The sequence below is a fragment of the Tindallia californiensis genome (assembly GCF_900107405.1).
Lineage (GTDB): Bacteria > Bacillota > Clostridia > Peptostreptococcales > Tindalliaceae > Tindallia > Tindallia californiensis.
Map to the genome: position 1 here is coordinate 288,175 of NZ_FNPV01000005.1, position 13,546 is coordinate 301,720.

The 13,546-nt window shown below is 38.1% G+C and carries 13 protein-coding genes and 1 tRNA gene; 2 read left to right on the forward strand and 12 right to left on the reverse strand.

The genetic code is table 11. The annotated features are described in order from the left end of the window. Positions 1 to 33: 33 nt before the first annotated feature. From BLV55_RS08995 to dapF, 10 genes are read right to left on the reverse strand one after another with little or no spacing between them, the layout of a single operon-like run. Complete coding sequence (locus BLV55_RS08995) at positions 34 to 693, reverse strand: zinc metallopeptidase (protein WP_093313641.1); 660 nt, start codon at positions 691 to 693, stop codon at positions 34 to 36. A gap of 20 nt (positions 694 to 713) precedes the next feature. Next, positions 714 to 1,493, reverse strand: coding sequence for a DUF116 domain-containing protein (locus tag BLV55_RS09000; protein WP_093313551.1), 780 nt, complete (start codon positions 1,491 to 1,493; stop codon positions 714 to 716). A 4-nt stretch (positions 1,494 to 1,497) separates the two neighbouring features. Then, positions 1,498 to 2,436: a methionyl-tRNA formyltransferase gene (gene fmt / locus BLV55_RS09005; RefSeq protein ID WP_093313553.1), complete on the reverse strand. Its 939-nt coding sequence runs from the start codon at positions 2,434 to 2,436 to the stop codon at positions 1,498 to 1,500. A 31-nt stretch (positions 2,437 to 2,467) separates the two neighbouring features. Next, entirely contained in the window at positions 2,468 to 2,974 is a 507-nt protein-coding gene (gene def, locus BLV55_RS09010; RefSeq protein ID WP_093313555.1) for a peptide deformylase, read from the reverse strand. A 14-nt stretch (positions 2,975 to 2,988) separates the two neighbouring features. Continuing rightward, positions 2,989 to 5,316 (reverse strand): primosomal protein N', encoded by a 2,328-nt coding sequence (gene priA, locus BLV55_RS09015; RefSeq protein WP_093313557.1) that lies wholly within the window; start codon positions 5,314 to 5,316, stop codon positions 2,989 to 2,991. A gap of 30 nt (positions 5,317 to 5,346) precedes the next feature. Next, a complete protein-coding gene (gene coaBC / locus BLV55_RS09020) occupies positions 5,347 to 6,555 on the reverse strand; it encodes a bifunctional phosphopantothenoylcysteine decarboxylase/phosphopantothenate--cysteine ligase CoaBC (RefSeq protein WP_093313559.1) in 1,209 nt (402 codons plus the stop codon). Between the two features lie 5 nt (positions 6,556 to 6,560). Further along, a complete protein-coding gene (gene gmk, locus BLV55_RS09025; protein ID WP_093313561.1) occupies positions 6,561 to 7,175 on the reverse strand; it encodes a guanylate kinase in 615 nt (204 codons plus the stop codon). A gap of 15 nt (positions 7,176 to 7,190) precedes the next feature. Beyond that, positions 7,191 to 7,481: an extracellular matrix/biofilm regulator RemA gene (gene remA, locus BLV55_RS09030; RefSeq protein WP_093313563.1), complete on the reverse strand. Its 291-nt coding sequence runs from the start codon at positions 7,479 to 7,481 to the stop codon at positions 7,191 to 7,193. 12 nt (positions 7,482 to 7,493) lie between these two features. Then, entirely contained in the window at positions 7,494 to 8,375 is an 882-nt protein-coding gene (locus tag BLV55_RS09035) for a YicC/YloC family endoribonuclease (protein WP_093313565.1), read from the reverse strand. Then, positions 8,368 to 9,195 (reverse strand): diaminopimelate epimerase, encoded by an 828-nt coding sequence (gene dapF, locus BLV55_RS09040; protein WP_093313567.1) that lies wholly within the window; start codon positions 9,193 to 9,195, stop codon positions 8,368 to 8,370. Before dapF ends, BLV55_RS09035 begins: the two co-directional genes overlap by 8 nt. A 108-nt stretch (positions 9,196 to 9,303) precedes the next feature. Between dapF and BLV55_RS09045 the strand changes: the two genes are divergently transcribed. Further along, on the forward strand, positions 9,304 to 11,082 hold the full coding sequence (locus BLV55_RS09045) for an Rqc2 family fibronectin-binding protein (RefSeq protein ID WP_176968341.1): 1,779 nt from the start codon (positions 9,304 to 9,306) through the stop codon (positions 11,080 to 11,082). Between the two features lie 12 nt (positions 11,083 to 11,094). Here BLV55_RS09045 and glsA read toward each other — a convergent pair whose 3' ends face one another. Then, positions 11,095 to 12,015 carry a glutaminase A gene (glsA, locus tag BLV55_RS09050; RefSeq protein ID WP_330386598.1) on the reverse strand — a complete coding sequence of 307 codons (921 nt, stop codon included), beginning with the start codon at positions 12,013 to 12,015 and terminating at the stop codon, positions 11,095 to 11,097. Between the two features lie 199 nt (positions 12,016 to 12,214). Between glsA and BLV55_RS09055 the strand changes: the two genes are divergently transcribed. Continuing rightward, positions 12,215 to 12,290: transfer RNA gene (locus BLV55_RS09055), tRNA-Thr, on the forward strand. A 124-nt stretch (positions 12,291 to 12,414) separates the two neighbouring features. Here BLV55_RS09055 and BLV55_RS09060 read toward each other — a convergent pair. Then, complete coding sequence (locus tag BLV55_RS09060) at positions 12,415 to 13,539, reverse strand: tyrosine-type recombinase/integrase (RefSeq protein ID WP_093313571.1); 1,125 nt, start codon at positions 13,537 to 13,539, stop codon at positions 12,415 to 12,417. Between the last annotated feature and the right edge of the window lie 7 nt (positions 13,540 to 13,546).

Below are 13,546 nucleotides of genomic sequence, written 5' to 3' on the forward strand. Positions count from 1 at the left end.
ATAAAGGCGCTGCTAACGCCTTTATTTGATCGCTTATGATCTTCTATTTCTTATCAAAATCAATCTCATCAATTGAGCCAAAGCCGTTGCCATGGCAGCAACATAAGTAAGTGCTGCTGCATTTAAGACTTTTTTAGAGTGAGGCTTCTCATCCTGGGTAATAAAACCACCAGCACCCAATAAGTGGATCGCTTGGCTGCTAGCATTAAACTCCACTGGCAATGTTACCACTTGAAAAAGAACCGCTGCCAGATATAGTAAAATCCCAACATCTATCAAGTTTAAAGAATCAAAAATAAAACCTCCTATTACAAAAAACCACGCCATTGAAGAACCAAAACTTGCAATAGGAAAGATTGAGTTTCGTATCGTCAAAGGTGTATATCCATTGGCATGTTGCAAGGCATGCCCTACTTCATGCGCCGCAACACTAACAGCTGCAATCGACGTTCCTTGATATACTTCTTTTGAAAGACGTAAGATCCGATTCCTAGGGTCATAATGATCAGACAAGTATCCCTGACTCGTTTCGATGGGTATACTCTGAAGATTATGATCATCTAGAATCATTCGTGCCACTTCACGCCCAGTATACCCTTTTCGAGAAGCAATTCTTAAATACTTAGAAAAAGTTCCTTTTACTTTATTTTGAGCATACATAGCAAAAATAATCGCAGGAATCAAATAAATCATTCCTGTAGTTTGAAATCCTATCACTTTTTTTCACCTCTTAAAAAATACTTTATAGTGTCTTCCACTTCTTTTTTTTGTACAATAGTATTATAACAAGGACCCTCTGGTCGCTCATTGATAATAGCATATACAGGAATACCCTTCACATCCATAAGTCCACTAACTAGATCTCTCTCACAGGCAATAGCTATGATGAGTTTTGGTTTTTTTTCCTTTATCTTTTTTCTTGCTAATGTTCCTCCAGTAACTACATCACATTGAACTCCATAGGTTTGTTGGAGATATTTCAAGTCTCCTACATTGCACATACCACATTCCTGACAAAGTGCTATGCTATTAGTTACTTTAATGGAGCAGTGAGCCTTTTGCAAACAATGAGGTGTTACCAGAAGAATGTCTTTTCCATAATAGCTTTTACTTTCACTCATCGTAAGTTTATTGTTTAGCAATGTAAATGCTTTCCGCACATCATTTTTATCCCTTTTGATTAGCTTACCTACCATTTTTAGAAATGGATAAATCCATCTCAGCGAATGTTTTGTCCATTTCAAAATTAGAACGGAAACACTTTTATTATAGCATATCCTAAAATAGGTATACAAACTTACCAACAGCATCATAAAAAAGGAAATAAACGTTAGAAGCACTATTCCGTTAAATATTATATAAGCACTCATATGATCTCCCACCGTTAGCCATCCAACCAGCAGGATCAATAGCAAAGAAATAGAGATGGAAATTATCAATAAACCAATTGTATTTTTTGTAACATTTTGATAATCATTTATTTCATTTCTCATTACGTTAAGTCCCTAACGTAATATTTGCACTAATGGTATTCCCCGTTAAAAACGAACTGACTGCCATACGTTTTTTTCCTGGCATTTGGATTTCTTCTATTAGCAGTTGATCCTCAGCCGTATCTACTAAAATACCATGCTTCGAAACCTGTCGAATCAATCCTGGGCACTGTGAATTTGATGACATTTTGATCACTTTACTCTGCCATATCTTCATCTTTTCTCCTTGACAGAAAGAATAAGCTGCTGGCCAAGGCTGCGTACCTCGAATTAAACAATGAATTGTAGATGCAGACTGGTTCCAGTTAATTTCCCCCGTATCTCTTTGTAACATAGGAGCATAAGTAGATGCATCCGAGTTCTGTGGCTCAGCTTTAAGCTTCCCTTCTCTCAAGGTTTCCAATGTTTTCATCATCAATTCAGCTCCCAAAGCAGCTAATTTGTCATGCATCGTTACAGAAGTATCTGTATCCTCAATGGGAATCGACGCTCTCAACAACATATCACCCGTATCCAGACCTGCATCCATCTGCATCGTTGTAACACCGGTTTCTTTTTCTCCATTAATGATGGCCCATTGAATGGGGGCTGCTCCCCGGTATTTGGGCAGCAGAGATGCATGTACATTGATACACCCATAAAGTGGTAATTGAATCACCGTTTCAGGCAATATGTGGCCATATGCCGCCACCACAATCAAATCAGGATCTAATTCCTTTAAAATCCGAATTTCTGCTTCGTCTATTTTTTTTTCTGGCTGAAATACAGGTATACCATAATCCAGTGCTTTTTCTTTTACCGGTGGCATCATCATTCGATGACCGCGTCCTTTCGGTCTATCTGGTTGAGTAAATATACCAACGATTTCATCTCTTTCACTATTAGCTAACGCTATTAGTGTCGGAACAGCAAAATCTGGCGTTCCCATATAAACAATCTTCATCCCAATCTTCACCTTTCTTTACACCTAAATCTTAAGCTTTTTTCCCTTCATTGCTATTTGATTCAGAAATGACTCTTTCATAAGATTCAGCCTCTTCTTCTGACAGCATAATGTCTGTGAATAAAACTCCATTCAAATGATCAATTTCATGACAAATTGCACGTGCCAGAAAGTCTTCAGCTTCCATTTCATACTCTTCGTTGTAGCGATTAAGAGCTCTTACCTTTACCCGGTGGGGACGAATAACTATTCCACTCTGTTCTGGTATACTAAGACAACCTTCCGGTCCACACTGTTCACCATCTTTTTCAATAATGACCGGGTTTATCATTTCAATTAAACCTTCTCCTATATCAATGACAATGACACGTTTCAGTACGCCAATCTGTGGAGCCGCAAGACCAACGCCTTCTGCCTGACGCATGGTTTCATCCATATCATCCAACAATGTCAAAATACGATCATTGATTTCATCCACTTCACGAGACTGTTTCCGCAAAATTGGATCTTTATCTGTTCGTATGGTTCTGATAGCCATTTTTTCCTCTCCCATCACAATAATATATAAGGATTTATGTCAATCACCGTAGTGACAGACGAATCAATAAGTTTTTCTTTGTTTTCAATTAAAACGTATTTTATCATTTTTTTCAATGTGTTTACCGACATATCACCCGACTTTAATAAAAGATGGTAACGGTATTTTCCTTCTGCTCTAGTCAACGGTGCCACTACAGGTGCCATTATTATATTTTCTATCGATTCATTGCCTTGCTTTTCCAGTAGGTAAATAAAACTTTTATAACTCACGTCAGCACTACGTTTCACTTTTTCTTCTTCTGTTCCAGAGAATGTAATGAGAATCATATCACTAAACGGAGGGTAGCAAAAGTTTTTTCGCAACTGGATTTCTTTTTGATAAAAAGCCAAGTATTCTTGACGAGCTGCCAAAGATACGGCGTAATGATCCGGTTGGTACGTCTGAAGAACAACATTTCCAGAAATCTCTCCTCTTCCTGCTCTTCCTGCTACCTGAGTAATTAATTGAAATGTCTTTTCCGATGCTCTAAAATCCGGAAGTCCCAAACTAGCATCAGCCATTAAAACGCCAACCAATGTTACGTTTGGAAAATCAAGGCCTTTTGTAATCATCTGAGTCCCTAGTAAAATATCATGCTTTCCCTCCCCAAATTCCTGCAACAGTTTTTCATGTGACCCTTTCTGGCGGGTGGTATCCATATCCATTCGCATAATGCTGGCATCCGGAAAGTATTCTTTTAAGGTTTCTTCTATTTTTTGTGTGCCAAATCCTTTATAGACCAGTTCTTGTTGACACTCAGGACATTGAGTGATCGTTTTTTGTTCCCATCCACAGAAGTGACATTTCAACCTATTATCCCTACGATGCCATTTCATAGGAATGTCACAGTAATCACATTTCATAGTATTTCCGCAGTGAAAACAATTTACCAACGTAGAATAACCGCGCCGATTTAAAAATAAGATGGATTGCTCTCCACGCTCTAACCTCTCCTTTATTCGACAGATCAGCTTTTGACTAAAAAGAGTAATGTTTCCATCCTTAAACTCCTGACGCATATCTACTGTTTCAATCTCCGGAAGTCTAGCACCAGGAATACGCTCTTCAAGAGTTTCTAGATGAAATTCTTGTTGCAAACTTTGGTAATAAGATTCTACAGAAGGAGTCGCTGAGCCCATCAGAAGATTTGCCTTTTCAAAAACAGACCGAGCCCTCGCTACATCAACTGCATGATAACGGGGGGACTGCTCTGATTTATAACTGCTTTCATGTGCTTCATCAATAATAATCATACCCAAATTTCGAAACGGAGCAAAAATAGCCGATCTGGGTCCTATAACAATTTTCACTTTTCCATCTTTTATTTTTCGCCATTCGTCAAGCCTCTCACCTTGAGTAAGATGACTATGTAGGACAGCTACCGTTTCTCCACATCGACCACGGAAACGATCAATCATCTGTGGGGTCAGAGAAATCTCTGGTACCATTATGATACTATCTTTACCTTTTTCCAGGTTCTCTTCAATCAAATGAAGGTATATTTCCGTTTTGCCACTGCCGGTAATGCCATGAAGTAGTACCGGTTTTTGTGGATCTTTGGCTAAACTTTCCTTAATACCTCTCCAAACTTTAAGCTGATCTTCTGTCAGTACTGGTGCTGGATACGGAATAATAGGACGATTTCTGAAGGGATTTCGGCTGACAATTTTTTTCTCAATTAATACCAGGTTTTTCGTCTCTAGAGATTTCACTGTTTGACGAGCTGTTCCTGCCAACCGAATCAATTCTACCAGCGGGAGTGTTTTTTTTTCTCGAAGAATCTCCAGTACTTTCAGCTGAGCTGGTGCTCTTTTCATCAATGTTTTAAGTTCCTCCCAAGGAGGCATACTCGTAACAATGCTTGCATAGAGCACTTTTTTAGGAGTATCTTTTGAACTGGTTTTTTCTCTTACCATCCGAATTCCATTTTCATAATAAACTTCTCTATTTGACTTCAAAACCAATCCAGAAGGAACAAAACAACGAATCCCCTCAATGTATCGACAAAGATAATGCTTTTTCATCCAGTGCACCAGTTTCAAGTGGTGAGTGCTCATAACTGATTTGCTTTCGATCAAACTATAAATAAACTTTAGGTTTTCAGATATTTCCTTGGAATCCCATACTTTCATTATATAAGCTTCCAGGGTTTTATTGCCTTTACCAAATGGCACTAGAACCCTCATGCCAGGCATAATAGATTTTTGATATGTTTCTGGTACCAAGTAATCAAAGTAATGGTCCATCTTCTCATGATAATGATCTAAAATCACACTGGCAATCTTTATGTTAGAACTCAAAAATGTTTCCCTCCTGCATAAGTAAGCTTTTCATGCTTTTTTCTCTTTCAGCAAATAAGCAATTTCATCTAAAATCCCATCAGCAATTTTTTTCTTTTCTTCTAATTTTAATGACTTACTCTGACCATTTGGGTAGAGCAGCATTACCTGGTTAGTATCACAATGAAACCCTGCACCTGGCTGCATTAAATCATTAGCCACCATCAAGTCTAAATTCTTTCGATTCATTTTAGAAGTGGCATTTTCTATCAGATTTTCTGTTTCAGCCGCGAAGCCTACCAATATCTGATCATTCTTTGTTTTTCCTAGTTCCCATAAAATATCCGGATTTTTAGTTAAAGACAACTCCATGGAACCTTCTTTTTGTTTTTTTATTTTTTGAACCGCTCGATCCGTAGGGCGATAGTCCGACACAGCCGCAGCCTTTATCACTACATCTTGTTGCTCATACCGACTCATAACAGCATGAAGCATCTCTTCCGTCGAAAGAACCGAGACAACTTCATCGACTTTTGGAATAGGTATTTGACAAGGACCCGTTATCAACGTAACTAGAGCTCCTCTTTTTTTTGCCATCTCTGCTAAAGCATAGCCCATTTTTCCAGATGAGTAATTAGTGATATATCTTACTGGATCAATTTCTTCCCGAGTGGGACCAGCTGTAATAAGGATGTGCTGTCCAACAAGATCCTGATTGGGCATTAAGACATTTATCAAATATTCTTCTAGCACAGCGGGTTCTGCCATCTTTCCCTTTCCTTTATCACCACAAGCCAATAGGCCCTCATAAGGATCTACAAAGTGATAGCCATATCCCTTCAAGCATTTCACATTTCGCTGCAAAATTGGATTTTCATACATATAAGTATTCATAGCAGGTGCTAATATTACTGGCACTGTAGAAGCCATTATCATGGTTGACAGAAAGTCATCAGCAATACCATTGGCAACTTTTCCTATAATGTTTGCCGTTGCTGGTGCAACAATCATTGCATCTGTTTTTTGTGCAAGTGAAATATGTTCAATTTCCCAATACTTAATAGACTGAAAAAGGCTTGTAATCACCGGATTTCTACTCAGAGCCTGGAAAGTTTCTGGATTTACAAAAGAAGTAGCTGCTTCTGTCATCACGACTTCCACTGTTGCCTGCTGTTTTGACAAACGACTAACTAGCTCACAGGCTTTATAAGCTGCTATGCCCCCAGTAACTCCCACCACAATATGCTTTCCTTGCAACATGTCACTTACCTCCTAACCCCAAAAAGATTTAACCAGTAATGCTGACTACGTTCTACACTGGCTAACTCTGCATTAATAATCGCTTCAATCAACGCAGTAGCTTTTTCAACCTCATCGTTTAAGATTACATAGTCATACTTTTTCAACTCTTTTATTTCTTCCAGAGAGCTATTCATTCGTTTACTCATCTGTTCCGGAGTTTCTGTCCCACGACTTTCGATTCTACGCTGTAATTCTTCCAGGGATGGTGGAATAATAAATAGAAATACAGCTTCCTTGAACTTTTCTCTTATTTGCATAGCACCAAGGATATCAATTTCTAAAAGTACATTATTTCCTTTTTTTAATTGCTTTTCTACAAAAGCTTTTGGCGTACCATAATAATTACCATAAACTTCTGCATGCTCTAAAAACTCACCATGCTCTAATTTTTTTTCAAAATCATTTTTAGTCATAAAAAAATAATTAACTTCGTCTACTTCTCCAGGTCTAGGGTTTCTAGTTGTAGCTGACACAGAAAGTTGAATATTATTATTTCTCTTTAGTAAATGCTTTACCAAAGTTCCTTTGCCGGTACCAGAAGGACCAGAGATAACCATTAAAAGACCATTTTGTTCCATCCTTTTTCCTCCTTACTACTCACTATGACTAGCTATATGATCCTTCGGTAAATCCTTCTGCTCTTCCTTATCATGCAGACGATGAGCTACCGTTTCAGGTTGAACGGCCGATAAAATTACATGATCGCTGTCCGTTACGATTACCGCTCTGGTTCGGCGACCGTAAGTAGCATCAATGAGACTTCCTTGATCCCGAGCTTCCTGGATAATTCTTTTAATCGGAGCAGATTCTGGACTAACAATAGCAATAATTCGGTTAGCAGAAACGATGTTTCCGAATCCAATATTTATCAGTTTTATAGGCATACTCGTTCTCCTTTATTCAATATTTTGTACCTGTTCACGCATTTTTTCCAGTTCGCTTTTCACTTCAACTACCAGTGAGTTAATACTAAAGTCACTAGCTTTAGAACCAATGGTGTTGATTTCTCGATTCACTTCCTGAAGCATAAAGTCCAATTTTCGACCAACCGTTTCCGTCTGACTTAACGTCTTATCCATCTGTTTAAGATGACTGCGAAACCGAACTAATTCTTCATCAATACATGTTTTTTCTGATAAGATAGCAACTTCCATAGCAATTCGTTGCTCATCTACTATAAATTCTTTATCTGTCAGTTCCTGAATACGCTTCATCAAGCGCTCTCGATAAGCTTTACTGTAGTCTGGCGAAAGTAACTCTATTTCTTCTATATACCCTTTTAAGCTTTCAATTCGCTGTTTCAGATCCTCTTCCATGCTCTTTCCCTCTGTCGCCCGCATGACACTCAGCTTATTAGCTGCTTCCTGAATACCTTTTTCCATTTCTTTCCATATTTTTTCTTCATCTATTTCAGGTTCTTCAAGAATGATCATTTCCGGCAATCGAGATAAATGAGATATTGTTAAGTCATTTTTTAATCCCAATTCCTGACTTAATACTTCAAAAGCATCCCGATAAGATCTGCCCAATTCTTTATCTAAGGTTACTGCTTTTGAAACCTCTCCCTGGCCTGCATGATTGATATACACATCCACGCGACCTCGAGCAATATACTGTTTGACGCACTGCTTAATTTTTTCTTCCATAAAGTTAATTTTTCGAGGCATTTTAACCGCTATATCCAAATAACGATGATTCACACTTTTCATTTCAATCGTATACGCATTAGTATTGAGGAAAACCTCTGATCTTCCGTACCCGGTCATACTGTTAATCATGATTTAAAAGTCCTTTCCCCATAAAATTTCCCCTAGCAATCATCTGGCTGGGACCAATCATATAAACACCATTTTCTTTATCGATTTCAATAGTCAGCTGACCACCTTCAGCCATAACATTGATTCGCTTTTCCACCATGCCTTTTCGATGCAAAACGCTGCAAACACTGCAAATACCTGTTCCGCATGCTAATGTGTGGCCAGCGCCCCTCTCCCATGTCATCACAGAAACATATTTCCGATTATGAACTTTAACAAAATTCACATTGGTTCCCTGTGGAAAAATATCCATTTTTTCGACCTTAGGACCTATCCTATCCACTCGACTAACATTCAAATCTGATTCCAGAAGAACAACATGAGGAACTCCTATCGTTAAATCCGCCAGTTTAATTGCTTCTCCATCGACTTCAATCATCATTTCGATGTTGCGTATCTTCGGTTTTCCCATATAAACTTTTACCACACTGCCTATCGACTCATAATGAGTAACTTCTACTTCTCTTATATCTAGCATCGTTTCAATATGTAAAACCGGCTTTTGGGGCACTAATTCTTCCCTTATCACATAATGAGCAAAGCAACGAATACCATTGCCGCACATTTCCCCCTGCGAGCCATCAGCATTGTAATAAAGCATTTTCATATCAGCTGTTTCAGAAGCTTCTGCTATCATCATTCCGTCCGCTCCAATACCAAAGTGACGCTGACAAATCATCTTTGCCAATTTTTGATCCCAGGAAGCATCAGGAACATCTTGGCGTTTCAACAAAATAAAATCATTGCCTATACCATGCATTTTAGTAAAAGGGATGTTCATTCCAGCCACTCCTTTCTTCCTTCCGTCTATTATAACAAATTCCGTTCATCAATGACATGATTTCCTATGATATGTTATTATTAGATCTATAGAACAGGAGTGATGAGTATGCCTTTAGACGGAAGTATGGTACTAGCATTGAAAACAGAACTTGAAAAAGAAGTTCTTAACCATCGCATCGATAAAATTCATCAGCCGGAAAGTGATGAATTAATCATTATTACCCGCGGGCAGGGACAGAATAAAAAAATTCTCCTTTCCGCCCACAGCAAATTTCCTAGAATTCATTTAACTACCCTTACTAAAATCAACCCAACGACACCGCCCATGTTCTGCATGCTGCTTCGAAAACATTTGATCGGTAACCGAGTCATCAGAATACACCAACCCTCTTTAGAAAGAATTATCGAACTGGAAATAGAGGGCACTGATGAATTGAATCAACTATCCAAAAAACGACTAATCATCGAAATGATGGGCAAACACAGTAATATCATCCTAGTAGATGATCAAAACAATAGTATTATGGATTCAATTAAGCGAATCCCGCTTCATATAAGCCGTAAGCGTCAGATATTACCAGGACTTCCCTATCAATATCCACCGTCAGATAAATACAATCCTTTTGAGGTTATTGATTTTAAGGAATGGCTCCATGCCATGCATTCATCTGAAGAACGCTCTATTGAAAAAGATTTGTTAACAACTTTTGCCGGAATATCACCATCTTTGGCCAAAGAACTTTGTTATCAGTCTTCTCTGGATTCAAATCGTTTGTTTCATGCATTATTAGATAAAGAAAAGGAAGCGCTATATCGTTCATATTCAAACTGGCTAAACCTTTTGCATCAAAAGGAACTCATCCCTATCGCCTATCAAGGAGAATCCCATCACTACCGAGATATCAGCGCTTTATCCATGGAACATTTTGAACCTTTACACCGTATTGTATTTGATAATTTCAGTCATTTGCTTGAGAAATACTACCACCTTAAAGATGAATATCAGCGTCTGCACCAAAAATCTCAAGACCTTCGCAAGAATATGACTATTAAACGAAATCGCACAGCACAACGTTTCCAGAACCTAAATAACGATCTTTCCAAAGCTCGAAAAGCTTCAGAGGATAAAATAAAAGCCGACCTGATCATGGCTAATATGCATCAAATCCGACAGGACCAAGAATTTTTAGAGACTTATAATTATTTTGATGAAAATCAGTCATCTATACGAATTCTATTAAACAAGTCAAAAACACCAGCACAAAATGCCCAAAGCTATTATAAGCGTTATCAAAAATCTAAAAAAGCCAATATTGAAATAACCCGACAAATTACTAAAACTCGTCAGGAGCTGGATTATCTAGATCAGATACTACTTTTCATTGAACAAGCAGAAACCCTGCAGGATCTTGAAGAAATCCGACAGGAGTTGATAAAATCCGGCTATACGAAACAGAAAACCAACCATAAAAACATTAGATCTTCCGGCAAAAAACAAGAAAGTGGAATCCTTCATTTCCAAACGGAAGAGGGGAGAGATTTGTACGTGGGTAAAAATAATTATCAGAATGAAAAAGTCACCTTTAGCATTGCTGAGAAAAATGATTTATGGTTTCATGTTAAAGACTTTCCTGGCTCTCATGTTATTCTAAAGTCCGGACAAAATGAACTCCCGAGTGAAGTCTTAGAAATTGCCGCTATGCTTGCCGCTTATTATTCAAAGGGTAGAATGGGACAAAATGTAGCCGTAGATTATACCAAATGTCGACATGTACGAAAACAAAGGGGCGCACAACCAGGTATGGTTATCTATGATCATCATCGAACTTTATATGTTACACCAGACGAATCCATTATAGGTCAGTTAAAAAAACAGCGTCCATAATAGACGCTGTTTTTAGAATATACTCAAGTCTAGCTTATTCGCTAGACTTTCCAACACTTTAACGCCAGCAATGCTATTTCCTTTAGCGTCTAAAGATGGACCAAATACACCAATTCCCATTTTGCCTGGCGATACAGCTAATATGCCGCCACCAACACCACTTTTAGAAGGAACTCCTACACTAACAGCATATTCACCTGATCCATCGTATAAACCACAAGTTGTCATAACAGCTTTTACCGTTTTACATATTTTTTTACTTATTAGCTCTCTTCCGTCTATAATGCCTTTACCATCATTAGCAAGCACAGCTGCTATAGAGGCAATATCCTCACATGTAACTTCTATAGAGCATAACCGGAAGTATGCATCTAGCAACTCTTCTACGTTTGTTTCAATGGTTCCGGTACTTTTCATAAAATATGCCAAGGCCCTATTACGATCACCCGTCTCTTTCTCTGATAAATAAACACTTTCATTCACTTTAATATAAGGATTATTCGACAAACTTCGAATCATATTAAGTATCCGCTCATACTTTTCTTCTAATGTATTCCCTCTTACAAGTTCAATGCAGGCAATAGCACCGGAATTAATCATAGGATTTAGTGGTCGATGCTCATTTTTTGTTTCTAGATTAACGATAGAATTAAACCCATCTGATGAAGGTGCCACCGTAATTTTTTTATATAAAGTATCGATTGAATTATCTTGCAATACACAAATAAAAGATATAATTTTTGAAATGCTTTGTATGGTGAAAGGCATATTCCAGTCTCCAGCTTTGTAAACTTCACCATTTACTTCATGCACATAAATACCCAGCGCATCTATCTTTTGCTTGGACAACTCTGGTATATAGGTAGCAACGGCTCCTTCTTTAGTCCAGTAGCGGTGATCTTCTAGTGTCTTTTCTAAGATATTTTGCATCATGTCGATTCCCTCCTTAAAGTAAACTATAACAATATCCATTATACAATTAATGATTGCTTTATTCCAGAAAACAATTTTGTATTTTCTAAAAATCTCACTCCTATTATATTTTTATAATTTACTCTTTACAATACGCACAGCATACGTTATAATATCTTTTGTGGTTCATGGATCCATTTTAAATAAGTGTTATTAATTTGCTGTTGTAGCTCAGTAGGTAGAGCACTTCCTTGGTAAGGAAGAGGTCGGCGGTTCAAGTCCGCTCAACAGCTCCAGCAAAACCATTGATAATACTCACTCCTAAAAACTTGAAAAAGTTTTGGTAGTGAGTTTTTTGTTTTCTCTAATCTAATTCTCTAATCTAATTTTTACGGACGGTTCCTGTTCATTCCACTTAACTCAAAAATTAAGCAGTTGCGCCGCTTCCTTTTGCATTGAAGGAAGAACGTGTGAATAGGTGTCGAGAGTGATGCTTATTTTAGAATGACCGAGTCGCTCTTGAACAACTTTAGGATGAACCCCAGCTTGCAAGAGAAGCGTTGCGTGAGTGTGCCTCAGATCATGAAATCTAATCTGTGGCAATTTTGCTCTGTTTAATAACTTCTTGCATTTCTTTGTTACATAGCTAGGCTTCAATGGCGTTAAGTCGTACCATGTGCAAACATGAAGATCATATAGACTTTCTTCTGTCATGTTAGATAATTCAATAACTTCGCCACTTTTCATTGCATTCAATTGTTCTTCCTTTTGACGTTTAAGTGCGAGTTTAACCGAATCGCTAAAGTTAACCGAACGATAACTACTATCACTTTTCAACTCGGAAAGAGCAACCCCCTTGGAGCTTTCTGTATAATTTTCGGAAAGGTGAAGGACTTGCTCTTGCATATCTACCTGACGCCATCGAAGACCCAGTATCTCCCCTCTACGCAAACCACAGCTTGCTGCTAGTAACAGAACAAGCTCCACCGGGTGACCCTTTGCCTCTACTAATAATCTTGAGACTTCAGATGCTGTTAATGTTTTCATAGATTGCTTTTTAATTCTCGGCAATGTAACCTCTACGCATGGTGTTTGACCAATTATCCTCCACCCTACCGCCTTGTTAAAAGCGGCTTTAATTGCGTTGTAATAAGTGACAATAGAACTTTTGGTCAAGTTACTTTCTGACATTTGGTTAACCCAGCGCTGGATTTGAAAAGGTTCTATCTTTTGTATCTTTATATTTCCAAAGACTTTGCAGGCAGAAAGGCTTGCTGATTTATATTTATCCGCTGTGCCCGGTGTTAAATTTGGTTCTACATGATCCTCGATCCAAAGATTCAAAAAATCCGAAACCGACATTGAGCTTTTTTCTACCACTTTTTTATTTTTTGCAGCTGCTTTTAATTCCAGCAGCCCGTCATGAGCTTCCTTTTGCGTCCTATATCCGGAATACCATCTATAATCTTTTTTTCCGTCTGGTTTCATCCCCAAGTATAAAACGACATAAAATCTGCTACCTCGTCTTACCACTGATCCTTTCATAAAAACA

Bases quoted from the DNA above. Each gene is read 5' to 3' on its own strand.
- def (WP_093313555.1), bottom strand. From the start codon at position 2,974: ATGGCTATCAGAACCATACGAACAGATAAAGATCCAATTTTGCGGAAA.
- fmt (WP_093313553.1), bottom strand. From the start codon at position 2,436: ATGAAGATTGTTTATATGGGAACGCCAGATTTTGCTGTTCCGACACTA.
- coaBC (WP_093313559.1), bottom strand. From the start codon at position 6,555: ATGTTGCAAGGAAAGCATATTGTGGTGGGAGTTACTGGGGGCATAGCA.
- BLV55_RS08995 (WP_093313641.1), bottom strand. From the start codon at position 693: ATGATTTATTTGATTCCTGCGATTATTTTTGCTATGTATGCTCAAAAT.
- BLV55_RS09060 (WP_093313571.1), bottom strand. From the start codon at position 13,539: ATGAAAGGATCAGTGGTAAGACGAGGTAGCAGATTTTATGTCGTTTTA.
- gmk (WP_093313561.1), bottom strand. From the start codon at position 7,175: ATGGAACAAAATGGTCTTTTAATGGTTATCTCTGGTCCTTCTGGTACC.
- dapF (WP_093313567.1), bottom strand. From the start codon at position 9,195: ATGAACATCCCTTTTACTAAAATGCATGGTATAGGCAATGATTTTATT.
- remA (WP_093313563.1), bottom strand. From the start codon at position 7,481: ATGCCTATAAAACTGATAAATATTGGATTCGGAAACATCGTTTCTGCT.
- BLV55_RS09035 (WP_093313565.1), bottom strand. From the start codon at position 8,375: ATGATTAACAGTATGACCGGGTACGGAAGATCAGAGGTTTTCCTCAAT.
- BLV55_RS09000 (WP_093313551.1), bottom strand. From the start codon at position 1,493: ATGAGAAATGAAATAAATGATTATCAAAATGTTACAAAAAATACAATT.
- glsA (WP_330386598.1), bottom strand. From the start codon at position 12,015: ATGATGCAAAATATCTTAGAAAAGACACTAGAAGATCACCGCTACTGG.
- BLV55_RS09045 (WP_176968341.1), top strand. From the start codon at position 9,304: ATGCCTTTAGACGGAAGTATGGTACTAGCATTGAAAACAGAACTTGAA.